The organism is Bradyrhizobium erythrophlei, assembly GCF_900129425.1.
Taxonomy (GTDB): domain Bacteria; phylum Pseudomonadota; class Alphaproteobacteria; order Rhizobiales; family Xanthobacteraceae; genus Bradyrhizobium; species Bradyrhizobium erythrophlei_C.
Genome location: NZ_LT670817.1, coordinates 2,922,934 through 2,946,815, shown reverse-complemented (window position 1 = coordinate 2,946,815; position 23,882 = coordinate 2,922,934). Strand labels below are relative to the sequence as shown.

Below are 23,882 nucleotides of genomic sequence, written 5' to 3'. Positions count from 1 at the left end.
CTGAGTTGTCCTGGCTTCACTTTAGGCCCCTACTCCGCCGCCGCTTCCCGCACATACCGCGCCGTCGGCGTCCGCATCGTCACCAGTTCTTCCGCGGCGGTCGGATGCAGCGCGAAGGTGGCGTCGAAATCGGCCTTGGTGGCCTTCATCTTCACGGCGATGGCGACGGCCTGGATGATTTCGGCGGCGGTGTCGCCGACGATGTGACAGCCGACCACGCGATCGGTCGTGCCGTCGACCACGAGCTTCATCAGGATGCGGGTGTCGCGGCCCGACATCGTCGATTTGATCGGGCGGAAATCGGTCTTGTAGATATCGACGCGGCTGAACTTGGCGCGGGCCTCGGATTCGGTCAGGCCGACGGTGCCGATCTCGGGCTGCGAAAACACCGCGGTCGGAATGTTGCTGTGATCGACCTGGACCGGTCGCTTGCCGAACACGGTATCGGCGAAGGCATGGCCCTCGCGGATCGCGACCGGCGTCAAATTGATGCGATGGGTGACGTCGCCGATGGCGTAGATTGATGGCACCGACGTCTTCGACCAGCCGTCGACCTCGATGCCGCCATTGTTCGGATTGATGGCGACGCCGGCGTTTTCCAGGCCGAGATTGGCGACGTTGGGATGCCGGCCGATCGCGAACATCACGAGGTCCGACGCCAGGCTGGAGCCGTTCGACAGATGCGTGGTGAATTCCTTGCCGTGCCGGTCGATCTTTTGCACGGTGCAGCCGGTGAGAATGGTGATGCCCTGCCGTTCCATCTCGGCGCGGACATGGGCGCGGACGTCCTCGTCGAACCCGCGCAGGATATTGTCGCCGCGATAGAGCACGGTGACGTCGGTGCCGAATCCCGCAAAGATGCAGGCGAACTCCAGCGCGATATAGCCGCCGCCCTGGATCACCACGCGCTTGGGCAATTGCCGCAAATGAAACGCCTCGTTGGACGAAATCGCGTGCTCGATGCCGGGAATCGCCGGCCCGTGATTGGGCGCGCCGCCGGTCGCGATCAGCACGTATTTCGCCGTCACGGTCTTGCCGTCGGCGAGGCGAAGGGTGTGGGCGTCTTCGAACACGGCGCGGGTTTTCAGCACCAGCGCGCCGGCCTTCTCGGCATTGGCGGTGTAGATGCCCTCGAGCCGGGCGATCTCCTTGTCCTTGTTGGCGACCAGCGTGTTCCAGTCGAAACTCACGGGCGGGATGGTCCAGCCGAAGCCGGCGGCATCCTCGATCTCGTGGTGGATGTGCGAGCCGATCACGAACAGCTTCTTCGGCACGCAGCCGCGGATCACGCAGGTGCCGCCCATGCGGTATTCTTCGGCGATGGTGACGCGCGCGCCATGGCCGGCGGCGATCCGGGCGGCGCGCACGCCGCCCGAACCTCCTCCGATGACAAACAGGTCGACGTCGAACTCAGCCATCTCAGCCCCGATCGAAATCAGGTTGCGGGATCAGATTTCCTTGCCGCGCTTGCGCATCTCGGCGCGGAATTCACCGTTGACCACTTCGGCAAAACCCTGCGCCCATTGATTCATGTATCCCATGCTCATTTGAATGGCCTTGGGCTCCGTCGTCAGCAGCTTCTGGCCCAGCGGCGACTTGTAGAACGCGACCAGGTCTTTCAGCTCCTGCTCGGTAAATTCGCCGGCGTAAAGCTTCGCCATGCCGTCGCCGATTTCCTTCTCGCGGCCGGCCAGCTTCTGGGCGACGATCACGGCGACCTCGTTGAGATCCTTTTGATAGTTGAGATTGCTCTGCAACAGCGAATCCTTGGTGCGCTGAACGATGTTGGGAACGGCGTTGGCATACATGGCGCTGGCATTCTTCATCGCCAGAATTTCCTTCGCCGCCGCGATGGCAGCGGGAGAAGCCGGCTTGACCTCGGACGGCGTTTGCGCCGTGGCCGGCATGCCGGCCAGCGCCAGGCCCAGCACCAGACCCGCGGCCGACAAAATTCTTGAGACGGTATTCATTCTAATTCTCCTCGATTTCCGGCCTTAAGGCCGTTCAACAACGCGAATTCCTCCGGCGCCCGCCAGCATTGCCATGCTGGCAAGACCAATGAACAGCCCGTGCTCGACGACGCCCGGTATCGAATTCAGCAACCCGGCCAAGCGCGGAGCATCGGTTATACGACCAAGATGGGCATCGACAATCCAGTGGCCACCATCGGTGACAAAAACGTGGCCGTCCTTGCCGTTTCGGACCACCATTTGCCCGGAAATGCCGCATTCCGCAAATGCCGTGCCGATGGCCCGCCGTGTCGCCGCCAGGCCGAACGGGATCACTTCCACCGGCAACGGGAAGCGGCCGAGACCTTCGACCCATTTGGAGTCGTCGGCGATCACGATCATGCGATCAGACGCCGCGGCCACGATCTTTTCGCGCAGCAATGCTCCGCCGCCGCCCTTGATGAGATTGAGCGCAGGATCGATCTCGTCGGCGCCATCGACGGTCAGATCGAGCCGGTCAATGTCATCGAGCGTGGTCAGGGGAATGCCGCACCGCGCGGCATCGGCGCGGGTTGCCTCCGAGGTCGGCACGCCCACGACATCAAGCCCGCCGCGCACCCGTTCGCCAAGCAGCTCGACAAAATGTTTCGCAGTCGAGCCGGTGCCGAGGCCGAGTTTCATGCCGTCGCGCACGAATTCGAGCGCGCGCGCCGCAGCCTGCCGTTTCAGTTCGTCCATGTTCACGTGCCGACAATTCCCCGGGAGATCACGAGCCTATCTAGCGTCGTTTTCCGGTCAGGAACAGCGCTATCGGTGCCGCGACCCGGCGAGTTCGGGTCAGCCGGTCACCTTGTCCATCGCCGCCCGGATCGCCGCGAACCGCCCGTCGACCGCTTCACGCATGTTCGGGTGGGTGAATACGTAAAGTTCGTCGTTCCTGATGGCGTCGAGGACCCGCGCGGCGACGGCCGCCGGATCGAGTCCGGCTTGCAGCTGCTCGGCGATCGCGGCGACGATGGCGGCCGCCGGGCTGGCCGGATCCAGGGCTGGCGTCGGGCCATAGCGCTGCGGCCGGTTGCGGCCACTCTCGCCAATGCCGGTCCGCACGTAGCTCGGACAGAGCACGCTGACGCCAATTCCGAACGGATGGAGCTGTCCCGCGAGACCTTCCGACAGACCGACCACCGCAAACTTGCTCGCCGTGTAGGGGCTGAAGCCGAGCCCGCCCCCGCCGTTCATCCCGGCCATCGACGCGGTGTTGACGAAATGGCCGCCTTCGCCGTGGCCACGGATATGCGGCAGGAAGGCAGCGATGCCGTGAATGACGCCCATCAGGTTGACGTCGAGCACCCATCGCCAATTGTCGAGCGAGATGTTGTCGATGCCACCGGCGGCGGCGACGCCGGCATTGTTGCAGACCACATGGACCTTTCCGAACGCCGCGTACGAGGCCTCGGCCGCGCGCCCGACGCTGATGGGATCGGCGACGTCGCAGATGACGCTGCGCACGTTCGGCCCGAACGCGTCGAGGCTTTTTGCGGCGGCCGCCAGCGCGTCGGTCTCGATATCGGCGAGCATCACGTTCATGCCTGCTTCCGCAAAGGCCCGGCCGAGCGCGAATCCGATGCCGGCGGCCCCGCCCGTCACGAAAGCTGTCTTGCCGGCAAGTTCGCGCATGATTTCCCCCGCTGCCTCTTTGGTCACGGCAGATGCCGCTCATCCCTACTTGCATGATGGCACGCAGACCGATAGCGATTTTCGATGACCTCAGCCCGCATCTCAGCCCGCATCATTGTATTCGATCTCGACGGCACGCTGGTCGATACCGCGCCCGACCTAATCAACGCCCTCAACTGGGTTCTCGACCGCGAAGGCCTGCCCCCGGTGCCGTTGCAATCCGCGCGCGCCATGATCGGCGCCGGCGCCCGCCGGCTGATCGAACGCGGCCTGGAGCTGGAGGGCCGCGCCGCGAGCTTTGAAGACGTCACCCGGCTCACCGGCGACTTCATCGATTATTATGCAGCCCATATCGCCGACGCCTCCCGCCCGTTCGACGGCCTGGAGAGCGCGCTCGACGATCTCGCAGCACTCGGATATCGCTTCGCGGTCTGCACCAACAAGCTGGAATGGCTGTCGAAGCGGCTGCTCGACCAGCTCGGCTTGAGCGCACGCTTTGCCGCGATTTGCGGCGCCGACACCTTCGGGGTTTCGAAGCCGGATCCTGCGATCCTGCAGCAGACCATCGCGCGCGCGGGCGGCCAGCTGTCCCAGGCCATCATGGTCGGGGATGCCGGCCCGGATATCGGCGTCGCCCGCCGCGCGGGCATTCCGGTGATCGGCGTCGAATTTGGCTATACCGAGGTACCGATCGCCGACCTCAAGCCGGATCGGCTGGTCAGTCACATGCGCGAGCTGCCGGCCGCGGTGCAGAGCCTGATGCTGCAGCGTGACCCCGCCTAACAATCTGATTTTGCTGACCTATTTTGCATCGCCTTATCCGGTTATTAACCATCAATTAACGATCCGGGACCACACGGTTGCGCGGTCGTCTTGAGGCTCCTATGGTCGATTCGGGGATTGTGGCAGTTTGCCGCACTAGAATGACGGATGGGTCATGCGTCGTGTTATCGTGATTGTTGCAGCGGGGGCCAGCTTGGCCGGTTGCTCCTCGTTTTCCATGGATTACTTCAAGCCGACTCCGCCGACCGTGCAGGTGCAGATCGATTCGGTGCCGCCAGGCGCCGATGCCAAGACCTCGCTGGGGCCAGGCTGCAAGACGCCCTGCACCGTCACCGTGCCCGCGCCCGACAGCGGTTTCTCTGTCAGCTACTCCCTGAACAAGTTCCAGCCGGCGACCGTGGCGGTGCAGGTGGTCCATGTCCCCGGCGACCTCACCACGCCCGCAACAACCTCGATGGATCCCAATCCGGTGGTCGCGGAACTTCAGCCGGTCGGCCCGCCGCCGAAGCCGGCCCACAAATTGATGCGGCCGAAAAAACCGAAAACAGCCAAGACCACCGCCGCAGCGCCAGCTACCGCGGGTGGATCGCCGTTCCCCGATCCGGGGGCGCAGGCGCCCGCCGCTGCACCACCGCCGGCGCCGCCGCCCGCCCACTGATCACTTGCGCTGCAGCCGAGACGGCGCGGATTGTGCGCGGGTCGCATCGTGCCTAGATTGCGACTACGGAACCCGCGCCGTCCGCTCATGACGGCTCCCCGCAGCGACAAGGCGTATTGAATGAACGGACCGTTGAGTCTCCCCGCATCGCTGTCCCGGCCGATGACCGATCCGTTCGGCCGGACCATCAGCTATTTGCGGGTATCGGTCACCGATCGCTGCGACCTGCGCTGCTTCTATTGCATGTCGGAGGACATGACGTTTCTGCCCAAGGCCGATCTGCTCACGCTCGAAGAACTCGACCGGCTTTGTACGGCGTTCATCGCCAAGGGCGTGCGAAAGCTGCGGCTGACCGGCGGCGAGCCGCTGGTCCGGCGCAACGTGATGTCGCTGGTGCGCTCGCTCTCGCGCCATCTCGGGACCGGCGCGCTCAATGAACTGACGCTGACGACCAACGGCTCGCAGCTGGCGCGGTTCGCCGGCGAATTGCGCGACTGCGGCGTGCGCCGCATCAACGTCTCGATGGACACGCTCGATCCCGCGAAATTCAGGGCGATCACCCGCTGGGGCGATCTCGACAAGGTGCTGGCCGGGATCGAGGCCGCGCGCGCGGCCGGTCTCGCCGTCAAGATCAACGCGGTCGCGCTGAAGAATCTGAACGAGGACGAAATTCCCGCGTTGATGGAATGGGCGCACGGCAAGGGCATGGCGCTGACGCTGATCGAGGTGATGCCGATGGGCGACATCGGCGCAGGACGTATCGACCAGTACGTGCCGCTGTCGCTGCTTCGCGCGCGGCTCGCCAAGCAGTACACGCTGACCGACCTCGATGATAACACCGGCGGCCCGGCGCGCTACGCTCGCGTCAGCGAGACCGACGGCAAGCTCGGCTTCATCACGCCGATGACCCACAATTTCTGCGAGGCCTGCAACCGGGTGCGCATCACCTGTACCGGCACGCTGCATACCTGCCTCGGCCACGAGGATGCCTCCGACCTGCGCCGGCCATTGCGGGCCTCCGCCGACAATGAACTTCTCAGCGCGGCGATCGACCGCGCCATCGGCCTCAAACCGAAAGGCCACGACTTCATCATCGATCGCCGGCACAACCGCCCGAGCGTCAGCCGCCATATGAGCGTCACCGGCGGCTGAGATTAGCGGCGCCTGATTTACCAAGCCCACGCAACCGCTTGAACCCGCCTCAATTTGCCCATTTTCCAATTGACGGCGCCACGGCGCGCTGAAATGGTGCGCTTGCTTTTATGCCTGCGCGGCTGGATAAGCCGCTGCGCCCGACGTGCGCGGTCAAGGCGGCAAAGGCGCAATGGGGAGGACCAGCGTTGCAATCGCTCCTGAAAAAGAGCCATGACACCACGCGTTCAGCGCGCGGTGGTGAAGCGATGCTCGTTGAAATGATGGGCGTGCTTTGATGGCGACCGCCCGGGAGAACACGATGCGTCCATTCCTGGCGCTGAGCGCCGCGATCGACCAGGTCAACGAGAAGATAGGCTACATCTGCAATTTCCTGGTGCTGGCGGCCTGTCTGGTGAGCGCCGGCAACGCCATGATCCGCTACGCGTTCGGCTACAGTTCGAATGGCTGGCTCGAGCTGCAGTGGTACATGTTCGCCATCCTGGTGATGTTCGGCGCGTCCTACACCTTCAAGCGCAACGAGCATGTCCGGGTCGAGATCTTCTATCTGTTTCTCTCCGAGCGCGGCCAGCTCTGGCTCGATCTGATCGGCACGCTGTTCTTCCTGATTCCGTCCTGTCTGCTGCTTTCCTACCTGTCCTGGCCGTTCTTCCATCAGGCCTACGCAGTCGGGGAAATGTCGGGTAATGCCGGCGGCCTGATCCGCTGGCCCATCAAGTTCGTGATCCCGTCCGGCTTCGTCATGCTGGCATTGCAAGGCGTCTCGGAGGTCATCAAGCGCATCGCGGCACTCCAGGGCCAGGTGACGATCGATGCGAAGTACGAGAGGCCGACCCAATGATTACGCTGGAGATGATGCCGCCGATGATGTTCGGCGGCCTGGTTCTGGCGATGCTGATCGGCTTCCCCGTGGCGTTCACGCTCGCGGCGGTCGGACTGTCGTTCGGATTCCTCGCCATTCATCTCGGCTTCTTCGACATGAATTTCCTGCAGGCGATTCCGGGCCGGGTGTTCGGCAGCGTTCTTTCCAACGAACTCCTGCTCGCGATTCCCTTCTTCACCTTCATGGGCGCGATACTGGAGCGCTGCGGTCTGGCCGAAGATATGCTGGACTCGATGGGCCAGCTGTTCGGACCGATCCGCGGCGGCCTCGGCTATTCGGTGATCCTGGTCGGCTTCATCCTCGGCGCCATCACCGGCACGGTGGCGGCCCAGGTCATCGCCATGGCGCTGATCTCGATGCCGGTGATGATCCGCTACGGTTACAACATCCGTTACATCACCGGCGTGCTGGCGGCGTCCGGCACGATTACCCAATTGGTGCCGCCGTCACTGGTGCTGATCGTGCTGGCCGACCAGCTCGGCAAATCGGTCGGCGACATGTATCTCGGCGCCTGGGGACCGTCGGTGTTCCAGATCTTCCTGTTCGCCGGCTACACCTTCCTGCTCGGCATCTTCAAGCCGGATCACGTGCCGGCGGTGCCGAAGACCGCATTGACGCTGACCGGCTGGCCGCTCTGGAAGAAATGCCTGATGGGCATCATCCCCTCGGCGGTGCTGATCTTCGTCGTGCTCGGCACCATGATGATGGGTCTGGCGACGCCGACCGAGGCCGGCGCCATGGGCGCAGTCGGCGCGATCGTGCTGGCGGCGATCCACAGCAAGGATTTCAGCACCATGGGCCGCAAGGTCCTGATAACAGGCGTGATCGCCGGCGGCATCGGCACCATCGTCGGCATTTTCATGACCGAGGGACTGATCTTCAAGCTGGCCTTCGCCGTCACCTATTTCGCGGTGGTGTGGATTTGCCTTGAGGCCGTCCGCATTCCGGTGCTGCGCGACCTGATCAAACAGGGCTACGAGACCACGATGCGGATCACCACCATGGTGGTGTTCATCCTGATCGGCTCGACCTGCTTCTCTGTGGTATTCCTGGGCGTCTCGGGCGGCGTATGGCTGGAGCATCTGCTGACCTCCCTGCCCGGCGGTGTCTGGGGATTCCTGATCTTCATCAACCTGTTCATCTTCTTCCTGGCGTTCTTCCTGGACTTCTTCGAGATCGCCTTCATCATCCTGCCGATGATCGCGCCGATCGCGCAAAAAATCCTGGCGCCGGTGGTGGGAGCGGATTACGCGCTGATCTGGTTCGGCGTCATGCTGTGCGTGAACATGCAGACCTCGTTCATGCATCCGCCGTTCGGCTTCGCGCTGTTTTATCTGCGCGGCGTCGCGCCGAAGGAAGTCAAGAGCTCGGATATCTACTGGGGCGCCCTGCCCTGGGTCGGCTTGCAGGTGATCATGGTGGTGCTGGTGATCGCCTTCCCGGTCACGGTCACCGCGTTGCTCGACAAACCCGTCAATGTCGACCTCAACAAGATCAAGATCGAGGTGCCGCAGATCGACCTGCCGCCGCTGGATTTCGGTCCGCCGGCGAAGCCGTAACAGCCGTTTCGATCGTCATCAGAAAACCTCGGAGCGTTTGCTCCGGGGTTTTTCATTGGCGGCGATGATGGATGAGCGCAGTTTCTTTTTTTGTCATGGCCGGGCAAAAGCGCGAAGCGCGTCTTCGCGCTAGATGTCCCGGCCATCCACGTCTTTCGTGCTGTTTCCGCTAAAGCGTGATGAGCTGAGGTTAGATTGAGCTAGGACGCAGCCGAAACTTTACCTCTCCCATAGGGAGAGGTCGGCGCGTAGCGCCGGGTGAGGGGTTACGGTCTATCGTTGGTGCAGCACCCCCTCACCCGATTTGCTGCGCAAATCGACCTCTCCCCGGTGGGGAGAGGTGAAGGGCGCACCGATTCAAATTAAAACCATCTTGCTCTAAGACGTGGATGCCCGGGACAAGCCCGGGCATGACGAGGTTCGTTGCTTTGATCAACTCTGCGAATGACGCGCCATGAAGCTGTCGTAGCCGACTTCCGCGACCTGGAACCACTGATAGCCGTTGTTCGAGAAAGCGGTCATGGAGTCATAGACCTTCTTGAAATTCGGATTGCTCGCGGCGACTTCGCTGTGCAATTCCTTGGCCGCCTTGAAGGAAGCTTCCATGATCGGCGGCGAGAAGGCGTGCAGTTTGGTGCCGCCGGCGAGCAGTTTGCGCAGCGCCATGGGATTTACGGCGTCGTACTTCGCCATCATCCAGTTGTTGGCATAGTGACCGGCCTGCTCCAGGACATTTTGATAGTATTTCGGCAGCGCGTTCCACTTATCGAGATTGACCATGGCGAGCAGCATGGGTCCGCCCTCCCACCATCCCGGATAATAGTAATGCGGCGCGACCTTGTAGAGGCCGAGCTTCTCGTCGTCATAGGGACCGACCCATTCGGCCGCGTCGATGGTGCCTTTTTCCAGCGCGGGATAGATGTCGCCGCCGGCCAGCTGCTGCGGCACGCAGCCGAGCTTCTGCATCACGCGCCCGGCAAACCCACCGATGCGGAATTTCAATCCCTTGAGGTCGTCGACGGTATTGATCTCCTTGCGGAACCAGCCGCCCATCTGACACCCGGTGTTGCCGGCGAGCAGCGAGGTGACGTTGTAGCCCTTGTAAAACTCGTTGAGGATTTCCTTGCCGCCGCCCAGCATGTACCAGGCCTGGTTGAGGCGCATGTTGGGACCGAACGGCACCGATGAGCCGAAGGTGAAAGTCGGGTCCTTGCCGAAGTAATAGTAGGACGCGGTGTGACCGAGTTCGACGGTGCCGTTCTGCACGGCGTCGAGGACCTGCAGGCCCGGAACGATTTCGCCGGCGGCAAAGGTCTGGATCTGGAATTTATTGTCGGTGGCTTCGCCGACCGCTTTCGCCATCTGCTCGGCGGCGCCATGCAGCGTGTCGAGCGATTTCGGCCAGCTTGTCGTCATCCGCCATTTGAGCTCCGGCATCGATTGCGCGATCGCCGGCGCGGCCATGCTCGCGGCACCGGCCACGCCTATGCCGGTGACCTTGATAAAGTCTCGTCGTTTCATTTTATCCCTCCCCTGGGTGTTGCGATGTGTGTCCGCCTTCGTGTCGAGGCTTGGCTTGAGCATGGAACATCCGGTTTGGGATTTCCATGCCGAACTGGGGATACCGCAACGCAAAAAGCCCGGCCTCCTCACAGAGACCGGGCTTTATCTGCACCTTAAAGGAGGATCAGCCGCGGGTGCGCGAGCGGATCATGAAGCTGTCGAAGGTATATTCGGCAACCTGCCACCACAGATACTGGTCGGAGCGGTAGGCCTGCATCGCGTCGATCGATTTCTTGAAGTCGGGATTTTTCGCGGAAATCTCTCCCCACAATTCGTTGGTCGCCTTCAGACATGCTTCCAGCACCTCATTGGTAAAGGGACGAAGCTGGGTGCCGCCGGCGACCAGACGCTTCAATGCCGACGGGTTCTGCATGTCGTAGCGCGCCGCCATCCAGGTGTTGGCGTTCGCCGTCGCGTTGGTGATGATGGCCTGGTAGTTCTTCGGCAGCGAATTCCACTTCTCGAGATTGCAGAACGCGTGCACGGTCGGACCGCCCTCCCAGAAGCCGGGATAGTAGTAATACTTGGCGACCTTCTGGAAGCCGAGCTTCTCGTCGTCATAAGGTCCGACCCATTCGGCCGCGTCGATGGTGCCTTTTTCCAGCGCCGGATAGATGTCGCCGCCGGCAAGCTGCTGCGGCACCACGCCGACCTTTTGCAGGACCTGCCCCGCGATGCCGCCGATCCGGAACTTCAGTCCGGAGAGATCGGCAACGGTCTTGATCTCCTTGCGAAACCAGCCGCCCATCTGGGTGCCGGTGTTGCCGCAGGGGAAACCGATCACGCCGAACTTCTTGAAGAACTCGTTGCCGAGCTCCATGCCACCGCCCTGATACCACCAGGAATTCTGCATGCGCGCATTGAGACCGAACGGCACCGAAGCATAAATCGCGAAGGTCGGATCCTTGCCGACGTAATAATACGAGACGGTGTGGCTCATCTCGATGGTGCCGTTGGAGGTCGCATCGAGCGCCTGCAGACCCGGAACGATTTCACCGGCGGAGAAGACCTGAATCTGAAACTTGTTGTCGGTCATTTCCGCAACGTATTTCGAAAACTCCACGGCGCCGCCGTAGATGGTGTCGAGCGACTTCGGAAAACTTGACGTCATGCGCCACTTGATCTCGGGCGAGGATTGCGCGATTGCCGGCGAGGCAACCGCGGTGGCGGCGGCACCTACCGCGGAAACTTTCAAAAAATCACGACGCTTCATTAAGACATCTCCTTGTAGGGGGCGTTTCCCATATTGCTGGAGCATTTCTGTCGGAGTGGCGATTTCGCGTGGCCGCAGGCGCTCTGGCGGGGGGCTTTAACACGTAAGTTCGGCCGCGAAAACGCGACGAAGGCATGACAGCACTGTTTAAACGAAAGTCGCATACGGCCCGGAAGAAGGCTCATGCCGCGGCGATGACGCCCTGCAGCTGATCGCGGACCTTGGCGCCGATGGCGCGATAGATCGCCGCATACGGTCCGTCCGGTTCGCTCTCCACCACCGGCGTGCCCGAATCCGACATGGCGCGAATCGACATGTGCAGCGGAATTTCGCCCAAAAACGGCACCCCGAGCCGCTCCGCCTCGTGCCGCGCGCCGCCGTGACCGAAGATGTCCGATCGCGTGCCGCAATGCGGGCACTGAAAATAGCTCATGTTTTCGACAATGCCGAGCACGGGAACATTGACCTTCTTGAACATGGCGAGCCCGCGCCGCGCGTCGATCAGCGAAAGGTCCTGCGGCGTCGAAATAATGACCGCGCCCTTGAGCGGCACATTCTGCGCCAGCGTCAGTTGCGCATCGCCGGTGCCGGGAGGCATATCGACCACGAGAATATCAAGCGTGCCCCACGCGACATCGCGCAGCATCTGGGTGATCGCCGACATCACCATCGGCCCGCGCCAGATCATCGCGGTGTCCTCCTCGACCAGAAAACCGATCGACATGATCGCAAGGCCGAAGCGCTGGATCGGAATCATCTTCTTGTCGTCGTTCAGCAGCGGCTTCTCGCGAATGCCGGTCAGCCTCGGCACCGACGGACCGTAAATGTCGGCGTCGAGCAGGCCGACGCGCAAACCGAGATCGCGCAGGCCCAGTGCCAGATTGAGCGCGGTCGTCGACTTCCCGACACCGCCCTTGCCGGAGGCCACCGCAATGACCGCGGCAATGCCGGGAATTTCCGACTGCTTCGACATCGGCGAGGCCGGACTCTGCGGCGGCCGGTGCGATGAGACCGGCGCCACGCCGTGGGCGTGGCGATGCGGCGGCGGCGGTGGCGCCGCGGCGCCGGCCTTCCGTTCAGCTGTGAGCGCGATCATGGCGACGGTGACACCCGGAATGGCGCGCACAGCCGCCTCGGCCTCGGCCCGAACGCTTTCCCACGCGCGGGCCTCGGCGGCATCGACGTTGATCGAGAAGAACACCTTGCCGTCGTTGGCCACGATCGGCGACAGCACATTGGCATTGGTCAAGGCGACGCCGCGTGGCGACTTCACCCTGGCCAGAGCATCGAGAACCTGCTGCTGCGTCACGCTCACGGCGTATCTCCTGGCATCCTGGTCTGCAGCCGACACATAGAGCGATACCGCGGGAAAGGATACCACTCTTGCGCCGCATCAGACCCGCGCGGCCGGACGACGTATCGGTCTTGAATCTCGATCGTCGAAGCCTTAATCCCGGGACGAAACCCGCCTGCCCGCCAAGGGAGCCGTTGCCCTTCAGGCTGCAGGGTTTATTGTGCGGCCTCCACCTCTTCAGCGGAACCTGCTTCGGAGCCCGAACCAGCCCACCGCCCTCTTCCGAACACGGTCCGGCCAATCCAACGCCGGCGAAACCCCAAGGTTGCAAACATGGCTAAAGTTGCTTTTCTCGGTCTCGGCGTGATGGGTTTTCCCATGGCAGGACATCTGGTGAAAAAAGGTGGCCACGAGGTGACGGTGTACAACCGGACCGCGGCGAAGGCCAAGCAATGGGCCGACAAGTTCGGCGGGCGCACCGCGGCGACCCCGAAAGCCGCGGCCGAAGGCCAGGATTTCGTGATGTGCTGTGTCGGCAACGACAATGATCTGCGCGCCGTCACCCTTGGCGCCGATGGCGCCTTCGCGGGCGTCAGAAAGGGCGCGACCTTCGTCGATCACACCACCGCATCCGCGGAGATCGCGCGCGAGCTCGACGCCGAGGCGAGCAAGCGTGGTTTCAAATTCGTCGATGCGCCGGTGTCCGGCGGCCAGGCCGGCGCGGAAAACGGGGTGTTGACGGTCATGTGCGGCGGCAGTGAAGAGGCCTATGCGGCGGCCGAGCCGGTGATCGCGGCCTATGCCCGGATGTGCCAGCGGCTCGGCCCCGCAGGCTCGGGCCAACTGACCAAGATGGTCAACCAGATCTGCATTGCGGGCCTGGTCGAAGGCCTGTCGGAGGGAATTCATTTCGCCAAGAAGTCGGGCCTCGACGTCGAGGCGGTGATCGCGGTGATCTCGAAAGGCGCGGCGCAGTCCTGGCAGATGGAGAACCGCTACAAGACCATGAACGAGGGCAAATTCGACTTCGGCTTTGCAGTGGAATGGATGCGCAAGGACCTCTCGATTTGCCTGGCCGAATCCCGCCGCAACGGCGCCAGCCTTCCCGTCACCGCGCTGGTCGACGCGTTCTATGCGGAGGTCGAAAAGATGGGCGGCAAGCGCTGGGACACCTCCAGCCTGCTGGCGCGGCTGGAGCGCTGAGCCGGTGGTCGAGGCCGGCTGAAAGTGTGCGCCACGCACACTTTCTCGCTCGGCCTTGAGGCCATCATCTCCAAAATCCAGGGTGCGTCGCGAGTCCGGCACAGGGCATTGAATGCCATGCGAAATTGTCGAGGAGGCCAATCGGGGCTTGCTCCAGAATGGTGATACGGGTGCGATATTTCCGCAACACATGCCCGGCAAAGTACAACCCTGAGCCGAGTCACCCTGTCGCACCCGCCAATTCCGTGCGAGAAGCAGCCGGCGCTTTTTTGATCAAGCTGGGAACTGGGAATGCTTCGTTTTGCCGTTGTCGGGGCTGGACTACTTTCGATTGCCGGATTTACAGGCACCGCATCGGCCGCTGATCTTGCTGCGCGGACTTACACCAAAGCACCCGCTTTCGTCGCGCCCGTCTACGACTGGAGCGGCCTCTATTTGGGTCTCAACGGCGGTGGCGCATCGAGCCACGACTGCCTGACCATCACCAGCGTCGCAGGTGGTGCGATTACGCCGAATCCGGAGGGCTGTCACAACGCGACGGGCGGCGTGGCCGGCGGCCAGATCGGTTATCGCTGGCAGACCACCAATTGGATGTTCGGCGTGGAAGCCCAGGGTGATTGGGCTGACCTGAAGGGATCCAATGCGAGCCTGACGGCGCTGATTCCCTACACCAACCAGACCAAGGTCGACGGCATCGGCCTCTTCACCGGCCAGCTCGGCTATGCCTGGAACAACGTTCTGCTGTACGTGAAGGGCGGCGCCGCGGTCACCGACAACAAATACACGAGCTTCTTCACCGCAACCGGTGTCCCGTTTAATCAGACGACCGACACCCGCTGGGGTGGTGCGGTGGGAACGGGTGTTGAAGTCAGCTTTGCGCCCAACTGGTCCGTAGCCGCCGAATACGACCACCTGTTCATGGGCAACCCCAATGTGACGTTCCCGGCAACCAATACGGCCGTCACGCGCAGCGACAACATCCGTCAGGACGTCGACATGGGAACGGTCCGGCTGAACTACCGCTTTGGTGGTCCCGTCATCGCAAAATACTGAGCACCAGGTACTGATCCTGGTCCCGAGAAAAAAAGCCCCGGACGAAGGTCCGGGGCTTTTTTGTAACCTCAACCGGCGCCCTGAAACGAAATCGCTGCCGCTGCATGACTGCGGCATCCGCGGCGGGTCGAACGGTCACCCTTCGAGCCCGGTGGAAAGAGGTTAATTTAACCTCCCATTAACGTGATTCTTTAGCTCTTTAAGGCAGCTCTTAATGATTTAGCGCCAGAGATAGACAATGCAAAAGCCCGTGCGATCAGCGGGCAGGATTTGTGTTGTTTGATGAGTAAACCCGCCGAAAAGCCTGAAGTTGTCCAGCTTCCGGCCGAGACGCCGATTGCAGTGCCGCTCAACACCCGCCGTGCAGCCGCGCAGCGGGTGCGCGAGGCCCGCGACCGGTTAACGTCGACCAGTGGAACCCGCCCCGCTTTCGATCGCGAACTACTCCGGCAGTATGCCCAAACGCGGATCTCGGCATCGTATGTCGTGATGCTGCTGGTGGTGGCGATCGGCCTTTTGTTCGGCCTCTGCATGCAGCCGGCCTCGGCTCTCGCGTGGACCTGCGGCATGCTCTGCATTCATGCCGGCATCATCCGCTATTGCAGCAGGTTCCTCGCCGAGCCGGCTTCGTTGACCTCAACCCGCAGGTGGCGGACGCGATTTGTATTGCTCGATCTGATCTACGGCCTGTGCTGGACGGCGATCCTGATCCATCCCGCCGGCCTCGATACGGTCTCGAACACGCTGATGATGTTCCTGATGCTGCTGGTGATCGCGGTATCGAGCATGCTGGCGGCCAGCCTTCCGATCGCCGCACTGGCGACAACCGCGCCAGTCACCGCGGCGATTGCACTGAATTTCTTGCTGGGCGGCACCTTCGACAATTATGTCCTCGCGGTGCTCGCGCTCGCCGCGGAGGGCTATTTCGCGCTGCTCGCCCATCGCCTGCATTCGACAACGCTGGCGACGCTGGAGGCCCGCGCCGAGAAAGATGCGCTGATCGGCGAACTCGAGCAGGCGAAATCGATATCGGACGAAGCGCGTCATCGCGCGGAATCGGCCAACGTCGCGAAATCGCGGTTTCTGGCGCAGATGAGTCACGAATTGCGCACGCCGCTGAACGCGATCCTCGGATTTTCCGAGGTGATGAAGAGTGAAATCTTCGGCGCGCACGCGGTGCCGGTCTACAAGGAATATTCCGCCGATATTCACAACTCCGGCGTACATCTGCTTAACCTGATCAACGAAATTCTCGACCTGTCGCGGATCGAAGCCGGAAGGTATGAGCTCAACGAAGAGGCGGTGTCGCTGGTGCATGTCGTCGCCGACTGCCACCATTTGCTGAAGCTGCGCGCCTCCAGCCGCGGCATCACCATTCACGAAGTGTTCGAGCACGGCATGCCCAGGGTCTGGGGCGATGAGCGCGCCACACGCCAGGTCGTGCTCAATCTCTTGTCGAACTCGATCAAGTTCACCCCGCAGGGCGGGGAGATCTGGCTGAAAGTCGGCTGGACCGCGTCCGGCGGACAATATCTCAGCGTCAAGGATACCGGCTCGGGCATTGCGGAGGATGAAATCCCGATCGTGCTCGCATCGTTCGGTCAGGGCTCCAATTCGATCAAATCCGCCGAGCAGGGTGCGGGCCTCGGCCTGCCGATTGCAAAAAGCCTGATCGACATGCACGGCGGCACATTCACGCTGAAATCGAAGCTTCGCATCGGTACCGAGGTCATCGTCACTTTCCCGCCGGAGCGTGTGATGTCGGCGCTGGCGCCGATGGCCGAAGAGGCTCCGCCGCTGCAACCTGAAGCCGCCGCCCCTGTAACAGATGAAAAACGCCGCGCCCGCAACAAGCCGATCATGAGCGCCGGCACCGGGCTGTAACCGGAGCGCTTGCGCAAACCGCCGAATACGTTTCACTATTCCATCATGAGCATAGAAACGCCGTGCATCGCAGTCTGTATGATCGATCCCAAAACCAGCCTTTGTTTCGGCTGCGGCCGCACGCTTCCGGAGATCGCCCGCTGGGGCCGGATGGACCGCGCCGAGCGGCTGGCCGTGATGGCGCTGTTGCCGGCGCGCATGAAGGAAGCCGGATTACCGGAACTGGCGGCTGCCGCAAAACCGGACTGACCCGCCGGACCATCCGCACGAGGGCTTCGCTGTGAGCCGCGTTCTGCTCGTTCTCCTCGTGCTGGCGGCGACGGCCGGCGCCGTGGTCGCCTACGGCGATCCGGAACGAATCGCGCGGGCCAGCGACACGGTCTTGGAGATGCTGCGCAAGAGGGCCGAGACGCCGGCCCGCGCGGTGCAGATCTCACGCGGGCAGACCGGCGAATTCGCGCTGCAGGCCAAAATCAACGGCGTCAACGCGCCGATGGTCGTCGACACCGGCGCGACCTCGGTCGTGCTGACCTACGAGACCGCCAAGGCGGCCGGACTGCCGCTGGAGCTGCTCGAATATGACGTCGACGTCGAGACCGCCGGCGGACACACCAAAGCGGCCCGTCTGACGCTCGATCGCCTGGCCATCGGCAAGCTCGTCGAGCGTTCGGTACCGGCGCTGGTGGTGCCGCACGGACAGATGAAAACCAATCTGCTCGGCATGAGCTTTCTGGATCGGCTGGAAAGCTGGGAAGTGCACGCCGACCGGCTGATGCTGCACGGCTATCCGTAGCCTCACGCCGCCATCGAGGCCGGCGCACGATCCTCGACCAGCGCCATCGCATCGCGCAGGACATTCACGCCCGCCCCGGGCCTGACGCCGTTCTCGGCGAGGTGACGGCGGAAGGCGCGTGCGCCCGGCACGCCATGAAACGCGCCCACGAAATGCCTCGTCATCGAATGCAGGCGGACACCTTGCGCGAGTTGGTCTTCAATATAAGGGACCATGGCCTCGAACACGTCCTTCATGCCCGCGTGCGGCGCCGCCTCGCCGAACAGCTCGGGATCGGCCGCCAGCAACCGCCAGGGTTCCTGATAGGCCGCGCGCCCCAGCATCACGCCGTCGACACGAAGCAGATGCGCCTTGGCCTCGCCGAGGCTTGCGATGCCGCCATTGATGATGATGGGCACATCCGGCAGCACGGCCTTCAGCCGGTAGACCCTGTCGTAGTCGAGCGGCGGGATGTCGCGGTTTTGCTTCGGCGACAATCCATTGAGCCAGGCCTTGCGCGCATGAACGATCAGTGCGTCGGCGCCGGCGGCGATCACGCCGCGCGCCAACGCATCCAGCGCGATTTCCGGATCCTGATCGTCGATGCCGATCCGGCACTTCACCGTGACCGGGATTTTGACCGCGCGCTTCATGGCATCGATGCAGGCGGCGACCAGCGCCGGCTCTGCCATCAGGCAGGCGCCGAAGCGGCCGTCCTTCACCCGATCCGACGGGCAGCCGACATTGAGGTTGATCTCGTCGTAGCCGAAATCCCCGCCGATTTTGGCCGCCGTCGCGAGATCCCGGGGATCGGAGCCGCCGAGTTGCAGTGCCACCGGATGCTCGCTTGCATCGAAGCCGAGCAACCGCGCGCGATCGCCATGAATGATGGCGCCCGTCGTCAGCATCTCCGTGTAAAGCCGGGCGCGCCGCGTCATCAGGCGGTGGAACACGCGGCAATGCCGGTCGGTCCAGTCCATCATGGGTGCCACGGAAAATTTCAAACCCTTGAAATCCATCATGAATAGATCTTTTCAACCACTTAGCGCGAACCTCGCCTCATGGCTTGCCTTCCCCTCATTTTGGCACTGGTTTACGACCAAGTCGTAAGTCAGGAGGGCAAGTAGCAAATATGGGAACGATCCACAAACGCACACGAGCGGACGGGAGTATAGCCCATTCCGCAACCGATGACGCCGACCTATAGCGGCGAGCAGGCCACGGAGATAGTGCGCCATGCCCGCACCGGCTTGCCGAAACTGATCGCCGATGACATCGTGGGTAAGACCTTGCGTCTATTTCCAGTCGAGAACCGGCTCTCGTTTCTCTGCCGGACCTGCAACCTCATTCCGCCGGCATTGCGGCGCGCCCGGCGGGAAGGGCCTCGCCGCGTTGCAGCGGCAGGGTGAAATGAAAGACGGCGCCGCGCGGTTCATTCGCGGTCACGCACAGTTGTCCCTCGTGTGCCTCGATGATCGAGCGGCAAATCGCCAGCCCCATGCCCATGCCGCCGGACTTGGTCGTGTAGAATGCCTTGAAGAGGTGGTCACTGCTCGCCGGATCCAGTCCCGGACCCGAGTCTCGCACTGCGACGTGCACGCCGCCCGCCTCGGCTCGCCGAGTGCTGACCAGCAGGTCGCGGGACGTCTCGGCGCCGCCGCTCATGGCTTCGATAGCGTTGATGACCAAGTTCATGATCACCTGTTGTAGTTGGACCCGATCGCCGTAAATGAGCGGCAAGCCGTCCGCCAGATCCGTCCGCACCGAGACGCCGGTCCTTACCGCTTCTCCATGGGTCAAAGCAATCACCTCGCGGATCGCCTCGTTGATATCCAGGCAAGTCTGCCGCGGCGGCACCTTCCTGATGAGGGCCCGGATCCCGCCGATGATATTGCCGGCTCGCGTGCCATCCTCGACGACAAGGCCGAGAACCTCGCGAATCTTCTCGAGGTTGAGCGGTTCAATGCCCAGCCAGCGCAAGGCTGCCTCGGCGTTGATGACCGCCGCGGTGATCGGCTGGTTGACCTCATGGGCAATCGAGGCCGTCAGTTGCCCCATCGCCGTGACGCGATTGGTGTGCGCGAGCTCCATCAGGGTCTCGCGGTAGCGCCGCTCGCTTTCGCGAGCCTCGGCTTCCGCCCGCTTGCGCTCCGTCAAATCGAGCACGAAAGAGACACCTTGGTTCCCATTCGGTTCGAACAATGCCCCGCCGATCAGCACGGGCAAACGGCTGCCGTCTTTCCGGAAGAACTCCTTCTCGAATGGTTGGACCGTTCCAATCGTGTTGAGCTCTGCGAGGGTCTGTGTGTCGCGGTCGAGCCATTCCGCCGGCGTCAGGTCCGTCCTGTTCACGCGACCCGAGGCAAGATCCTCCCGGTCGTATCCCGTCATTCGCAGAAACGCGTCATTGGTTTCAAGAAAGCGACCTTCGAGATCCCAGATGATCATCCCGATGATGTTGGCTTCCACCAGGCGGCGGATCTTCTTCTCGCGCTCTTCAAGATCGCTATGGAGCTGGACGTTCTCCTCCGCCGCTTTCAGCCGCCGCCTCGCTTCGAGCCGTGCGAGCGCCAACGACGCCGCGGCGAAACCGATGACAATGACGACGGCCAATGCGATCAGCCGGGTCTTGCTCTGTTCGAGCGCATCGGCGCGAGTTTCCCAATTCGCAAGGAGGAAGCGTTCGTGATCCACCATCTGATCGATTTGCGATCGGATCTCGCCCATGGTGCCGATCATCGCCAGCGCCGGATCCACCCTCGACGTGCGAGCCGTCTGGACGATGTCGTCGATCTCGCGCAGCTTTGCTGCAACGGTCAGCGCCAGATGTGCGGCACGAAGGCTTTGCAACGGGTCGTTCGCGACCAGACTCTGAAGCGCCTCGTCCTCCCGTCGCACGCTTTCGTCAGAAATGCCGTAGGGCTTGAGATATGCCGGGTCGAGGGTCAGCAGATACTCCCGCCTTTCGATCTCCAGGTCGGCGATGGTTGCCCGTAGCCGGTCGAGCGTATCGAGCACCTGGTGGCTGTGCTCGACCGCGTCGCTTGCCGCCTGCCGCTCGTGCCAATACCGCACGCCCAGGAACCCGCTCGCCGCAACCAGCATCAGAGCCACCGCGCCCCCCAGGATCAGCGGGCGAGCAAGCCACCGCGAGAACCGGTGTGACACGGGGAATGGCATCGGCCTTTCGCCCTCAGATGTTATCGCGACCCGCACTTGTTCTGGTGCGGACGCCAGAACATTGATAGAATAGTACGATACGCGGACAAATCGGCCTAGATGAGACAGGAGCCCTGACATCCTCACGCGAGCAGGTTGCCCGCCTCTGGAGTCCGTTCAGTCGTCTCGCTAGGGCATCCGGTCTACAGTGTTGTGGTTGACTGCCCACAGGGATCACTGAGATGGCGCCGGGGGAAAAGTCGCTGAACGGTCGAATGCCGCCTAGCCGGCGCGCCTTCGTCAAGGGATTGGGCGCTGCCGGAGCGGCCCTATCGGGCATGGCAGTGCTGCCGCAATGGAGCTTCGCGGAGGATGCCGCCGCGATGTATGCCAGCGCCGCGATCGACTGGAAACAATTCTCGGGCCAGACGATCACCCTCGCGGGCGCGATCCATCCCTGGTCGAACGCGATTTCCCCGCTCTTGCCGCAGTTCACCAAGCTCACCGGTATCGACGTCGTCACCGACTTCCAACTGGAAACCGCGTTCCTGGGGGCCCTGCCGATCAAGCTCGCGGGTGGCAGCAGGACGCCTGACGTCTTCATGTTCCTGACCTATGGCCAGGGTATCTCGGCGGGATGGCTCGAACCGCTGAACAGCCATTATTCCGACAGGTCGCTGACTGATCTCGGATGGTATGACGAGAGCGATCTTCTCAAGACCGCCCGGGCCTTTCCGGCGTGGTCGGATGGCGAACGCTACGCCTTTCCGATTACCTCCGAGGCAGTGACCTTGTTCATCAACAGCGATGCCCTGGCAGCGAAGAACCTGCCGGTGCCACAGACTTTCGACGAGCTGCTCACCACCGCCAAGGCGGTCAAGTCCAACGAGATGTCGGGGATCGCCATGCGGGCCCAGGCCGGCGGCAACTCGTCCCCGGCGGCCATGAGTTTCGTGTTCTCATATGGCGGAGCCATGGTGAAGGACAACAAGGCCGTTTTCGCGAGCCCCGAGGCGATAGCGGCCGTCGCGATGTACGGACAGCTGCTCAGCCAGGCCGGGCCGGTGGGCGTCGGCAGCTACGAATGGTACAATGTGCTCGACGACTTCGTTCAGGCCAGGACGGCAATGGCGATCGACAGCAGCGTCCTTGCCACGGACATTTCCAACCCGACAAGGAGCCGCGTTGCGCGACAGGCAGCCTTCGCCGCCTTCCCCCATGTCGACGGTCGCCCTTCCGTTCCATTCATGTCGCACTGGCAGGCGTGCATCAACGCCAAATCGCGAAACAAGCGGGCAGCTTTCTTGTTCCTGCTGTGGGCGACAAGCAAGCCGACCTCGTTGCAGACCGCCGCGACGGGGCTGGCGACGACACGCCTTTCGGCTTGGTCGAGCGAGGGCTTCAAGAAGGCGTTCGGCCCGCAAGCCGCCGCGGCGGCGCTGACCAACTTGCAAAATGCCGATGTCGACCGCGCCAAGGCGATCCTTTTCCATCCGCAATCGAGACCCCTCCAGGACGCCTTCATGATCGGCGTCAATGAAGTGGTCTCCGGAGCGAAATCGGCGAAGAGTGCAATGACCGCCGCCGCCGAGAAGGCCAATGCGGTGATCCGCGGATAGCGGAGCCGTCCGAGGGTTGGAAAAATGGCTGGGAAGCCGGGTTGGCCCGCGCTTATTTTCGGCGTGGAAGCGGGATGCGGTCGCTGCGGCTTAGCTGACGGATGAACAAAACGATGATCGCTTTCAACACGCGGGCGCCGCCCGCTATGCCTCGCGTTTCCGATGCGGATCGTGCTTCGAGAGCACGTCTTTGAGGTAATCCCGGCTTTTCCATTCGGGCGGCGGCGGCTCGTACCCGGGTCGAGGAACGAACGGATTCGCCGGTACAGCCACGGAAGCGCCCATCAGGTCTGGAATGTAGCGCGGGCAGTTTGGGAAGATCTCACATTTCACGCGCACGACGACTTTCGCGCCATGATGCCCGGCAAGCGTTTCCGCGCTGTCGTGGATCGTTGCTTTGCCTCGGATGCGCGTACGAGACGTCTTGCCGTCGAGGCGCACGAACAGCAGCCCGACGTTCGGGTTCCGGTGAACGTTGCCGAGTGTGCGGTACATGTTGTTGCCGTCGTATTCGGGGTACTCGAGCGTGTCGGGCCCGGTGATCCTGACGAAGCCGGGATCGCCCGAACGCATAGAACAATCGACGTTGTCCCGATAACTCGTGGCGATGAAAAAGAATCGCGCCTCTTCGATGAGCTTGCGGTCCTGCTCCCAGAACTCGAAGTGGAGGCGATGCTTCTCGAGGCCGTCGGCGACACGGCGGCCGTCGTAGCGGTCCTGCAGCTCGCGCATGCCGTCGTGGTAGAAGGGGGCGCGGTCGATCGGGTCGGTCATGGGGGCCTCGGCGCTCACTTGCCGCATGTCTCGCTTCATAGCAGACCGCTGCCCGGGGCGCGACGGGCCAGATACCTCGGAGCGAAAAACCAGGCGATCTGCCAGCAGCCGAGTTTCTTGTTGGCACTTTTCGGATGTCCCACTTTCAGTCCGCAACGCGCAGCAAAGCGGACGTCGGTCTCGTCTACCGGTACGACTAGCCTGTAGTTGGCAGTCGGTGTATAAGCTTCTGTCATGAGTTGGGATACGAATGACGTAGCACTGCTCAAGAAACTATGGTCCGTAGGACAGAGCGCTGCGCAGATCGCTCGCCGTCTCGGCTATAGCCGTAATTCGGTTTGCGCCAAGCTAACTCGTCTGGGCCTGAAGCGCGGTCACAAGCCACCGACTGCCAACCCAAAAATCGTGTCGGTGCGGAAGCGAAGACCGGTGCTATTGGCAGCTCGTGCCCGTTCGGTGGATAAGGTGGTGTCCACGCGCAAGGCGGCAGTGACTCAGCCCAAGGAATTCACCAAGCGCCAGCTTTACGCCATGCTTGCCGAAGCGGTCAGGAATACGGGCTAACGGGCTGCCGAAACAAGCGCGATAATTCGGAGCAGCTTCGACGGCCTACTCTGCGCCCTCGCCTTCACTGCAGACGTTGCTTCTGCATCGGTGGCTGAATTGACCCTTCGGCAACCTCGGCCT

General features: G+C 62.7%; 22 protein-coding genes and 2 pseudogenes. 13 read left to right on the top strand and 11 right to left on the bottom strand.

All coding sequences use genetic code 11. The features are described 5' to 3' along the window. Window positions 1-29: 29 nt before the first annotated feature. The 4 genes from gor to B5527_RS13635 all read right to left on the bottom strand — a co-directional run bounded on the left by gor (window position 30) and on the right by B5527_RS13635 (window position 3,626). Window positions 30-1,418, bottom strand: a complete 1,389-nt coding sequence (gene gor / locus B5527_RS13650) for a glutathione-disulfide reductase (RefSeq protein WP_079601764.1) — start codon at window positions 1,416-1,418, stop codon at window positions 30-32. Window positions 1,419-1,448: 30 nt separating this feature from the next. After that, on the bottom strand, window positions 1,449-1,970 hold the full coding sequence (locus B5527_RS13645; protein WP_079601762.1) for a DUF2059 domain-containing protein: 522 nt from the start codon (window positions 1,968-1,970) through the stop codon (window positions 1,449-1,451). A gap of 24 nt (window positions 1,971-1,994) precedes the next feature. Then, window positions 1,995-2,693, bottom strand: coding sequence for a ribose-5-phosphate isomerase RpiA (gene rpiA, locus B5527_RS13640; protein ID WP_079601761.1), 699 nt, complete (start codon window positions 2,691-2,693; stop codon window positions 1,995-1,997). 93 nt (window positions 2,694-2,786) lie between these two features. Further along, window positions 2,787-3,626 (bottom strand): SDR family NAD(P)-dependent oxidoreductase, encoded by an 840-nt coding sequence (locus B5527_RS13635; protein ID WP_079601760.1) that lies wholly within the window; start codon window positions 3,624-3,626, stop codon window positions 2,787-2,789. A gap of 84 nt (window positions 3,627-3,710) precedes the next feature. On the opposite strand from B5527_RS13635, the gene B5527_RS13630 reads away from it, so the two are divergent. The 6 genes from B5527_RS13630 (at window position 3,711) to B5527_RS13610 (ending at window position 8,661) form a co-directional block, all read left to right on the top strand. Next, window positions 3,711-4,409, top strand: a complete 699-nt coding sequence (locus tag B5527_RS13630; RefSeq protein WP_079601759.1) for an HAD family hydrolase — start codon at window positions 3,711-3,713, stop codon at window positions 4,407-4,409. A gap of 154 nt (window positions 4,410-4,563) precedes the next feature. Beyond that, the gene (locus B5527_RS13625) at window positions 4,564-5,067 is read left to right on the top strand and encodes a hypothetical protein (RefSeq protein ID WP_079601758.1); all 504 of its coding nucleotides are present in this window, start codon (window positions 4,564-4,566) and stop codon (window positions 5,065-5,067) included. Between the two features lie 120 nt (window positions 5,068-5,187). Beyond that, the gene (gene moaA, locus B5527_RS13620) at window positions 5,188-6,219 is read left to right on the top strand and encodes a GTP 3',8-cyclase MoaA (protein ID WP_079601757.1); all 1,032 of its coding nucleotides are present in this window, start codon (window positions 5,188-5,190) and stop codon (window positions 6,217-6,219) included. A gap of 110 nt (window positions 6,220-6,329) precedes the next feature. Beyond that, window positions 6,330-6,497: a hypothetical protein gene (locus tag B5527_RS43810; protein WP_154072206.1), complete on the top strand. Its 168-nt coding sequence runs from the start codon at window positions 6,330-6,332 to the stop codon at window positions 6,495-6,497. 23 nt (window positions 6,498-6,520) lie between these two features. After that, window positions 6,521-7,060 (top strand): TRAP transporter small permease subunit, encoded by a 540-nt coding sequence (locus B5527_RS13615; RefSeq protein ID WP_079607264.1) that lies wholly within the window; start codon window positions 6,521-6,523, stop codon window positions 7,058-7,060. Continuing rightward, complete coding sequence (locus B5527_RS13610) at window positions 7,057-8,661, top strand: TRAP transporter large permease (protein ID WP_079601756.1); 1,605 nt, start codon at window positions 7,057-7,059, stop codon at window positions 8,659-8,661. The genes B5527_RS13615 and B5527_RS13610 overlap by 4 nt, the downstream gene beginning before the upstream one ends. A 432-nt stretch (window positions 8,662-9,093) precedes the next feature. On the opposite strand, the gene B5527_RS13605 is transcribed toward B5527_RS13610, so the two are convergent. The 3 genes from B5527_RS13605 to B5527_RS13595 all read right to left on the bottom strand — a co-directional run bounded on the left by B5527_RS13605 (window position 9,094) and on the right by B5527_RS13595 (window position 12,752). After that, window positions 9,094-10,182, bottom strand: a complete 1,089-nt coding sequence (locus B5527_RS13605; RefSeq protein WP_079601755.1) for a TRAP transporter substrate-binding protein — start codon at window positions 10,180-10,182, stop codon at window positions 9,094-9,096. A gap of 166 nt (window positions 10,183-10,348) precedes the next feature. Next, window positions 10,349-11,437, bottom strand: a complete 1,089-nt coding sequence (locus B5527_RS13600) for a TRAP transporter substrate-binding protein (RefSeq protein ID WP_079601754.1) — start codon at window positions 11,435-11,437, stop codon at window positions 10,349-10,351. Window positions 11,438-11,618: 181 nt separating this feature from the next. Next, window positions 11,619-12,752: an Mrp/NBP35 family ATP-binding protein gene (locus B5527_RS13595; RefSeq protein WP_079601753.1), complete on the bottom strand. Its 1,134-nt coding sequence runs from the start codon at window positions 12,750-12,752 to the stop codon at window positions 11,619-11,621. A 312-nt stretch (window positions 12,753-13,064) separates the two neighbouring features. Here B5527_RS13595 and B5527_RS13590 point away from each other — a divergent pair, with 312 nt between their 5' ends. The 5 genes from B5527_RS13590 to B5527_RS13570 all read left to right on the top strand — a co-directional run bounded on the left by B5527_RS13590 (window position 13,065) and on the right by B5527_RS13570 (window position 17,664). Then, window positions 13,065-13,934, top strand: a complete 870-nt coding sequence (locus B5527_RS13590; protein ID WP_079601752.1) for an NAD(P)-dependent oxidoreductase — start codon at window positions 13,065-13,067, stop codon at window positions 13,932-13,934. Window positions 13,935-14,225: 291 nt separating this feature from the next. Continuing rightward, on the top strand, window positions 14,226-14,987 hold the full coding sequence (locus B5527_RS13585; RefSeq protein WP_079601751.1) for an outer membrane protein: 762 nt from the start codon (window positions 14,226-14,228) through the stop codon (window positions 14,985-14,987). A 282-nt stretch (window positions 14,988-15,269) separates the two neighbouring features. Then, complete coding sequence (locus B5527_RS13580) at window positions 15,270-16,871, top strand: sensor histidine kinase (protein ID WP_079601750.1); 1,602 nt, start codon at window positions 15,270-15,272, stop codon at window positions 16,869-16,871. 45 nt (window positions 16,872-16,916) lie between these two features. Next, the gene (locus B5527_RS13575; RefSeq protein ID WP_079607263.1) at window positions 16,917-17,120 is read left to right on the top strand and encodes a DUF1289 domain-containing protein; all 204 of its coding nucleotides are present in this window, start codon (window positions 16,917-16,919) and stop codon (window positions 17,118-17,120) included. Between the two features lie 31 nt (window positions 17,121-17,151). Further along, window positions 17,152-17,664 (top strand): TIGR02281 family clan AA aspartic protease, encoded by a 513-nt coding sequence (locus B5527_RS13570; protein ID WP_079601749.1) that lies wholly within the window; start codon window positions 17,152-17,154, stop codon window positions 17,662-17,664. Window positions 17,665-17,666: 2 nt separating this feature from the next. Here B5527_RS13570 and dusA read toward each other — a convergent pair whose 3' ends face one another. The 3 genes and pseudogenes from dusA to B5527_RS46265 all read right to left on the bottom strand — a co-directional run. Then, window positions 17,667-18,626: a tRNA dihydrouridine(20/20a) synthase DusA gene (dusA, locus tag B5527_RS13565; RefSeq protein ID WP_425305096.1), complete on the bottom strand. Its 960-nt coding sequence runs from the start codon at window positions 18,624-18,626 to the stop codon at window positions 17,667-17,669. Between the two features lie 361 nt (window positions 18,627-18,987). After that, a pseudogene (locus B5527_RS46270) lies at window positions 18,988-20,232 on the bottom strand (sensor histidine kinase); the annotation flags it as partial. A gap of 138 nt (window positions 20,233-20,370) precedes the next feature. Continuing rightward, window positions 20,371-20,748, bottom strand: a pseudogene (locus B5527_RS46265) (CHASE3 domain-containing protein); the annotation flags it as partial. A gap of 296 nt (window positions 20,749-21,044) precedes the next feature. On the opposite strand from B5527_RS46265, the gene B5527_RS13555 reads away from it, so the two are divergent. After that, the gene (locus B5527_RS13555) at window positions 21,045-22,421 is read left to right on the top strand and encodes an ABC transporter substrate-binding protein (RefSeq protein WP_079601747.1); all 1,377 of its coding nucleotides are present in this window, start codon (window positions 21,045-21,047) and stop codon (window positions 22,419-22,421) included. Window positions 22,422-22,565: 144 nt separating this feature from the next. Here B5527_RS13555 and B5527_RS13550 read toward each other — a convergent pair whose 3' ends face one another. After that, on the bottom strand, window positions 22,566-23,195 hold the full coding sequence (locus tag B5527_RS13550; RefSeq protein WP_172842557.1) for a pyridoxamine 5'-phosphate oxidase family protein: 630 nt from the start codon (window positions 23,193-23,195) through the stop codon (window positions 22,566-22,568). A 234-nt stretch (window positions 23,196-23,429) separates the two neighbouring features. Between B5527_RS13550 and B5527_RS13545 the strand changes: the two genes are divergently transcribed. Further along, the gene (locus B5527_RS13545) at window positions 23,430-23,759 is read left to right on the top strand and encodes a GcrA family cell cycle regulator (protein WP_079601745.1); all 330 of its coding nucleotides are present in this window, start codon (window positions 23,430-23,432) and stop codon (window positions 23,757-23,759) included. Window positions 23,760-23,882: the final 123 nt, after the last annotated feature.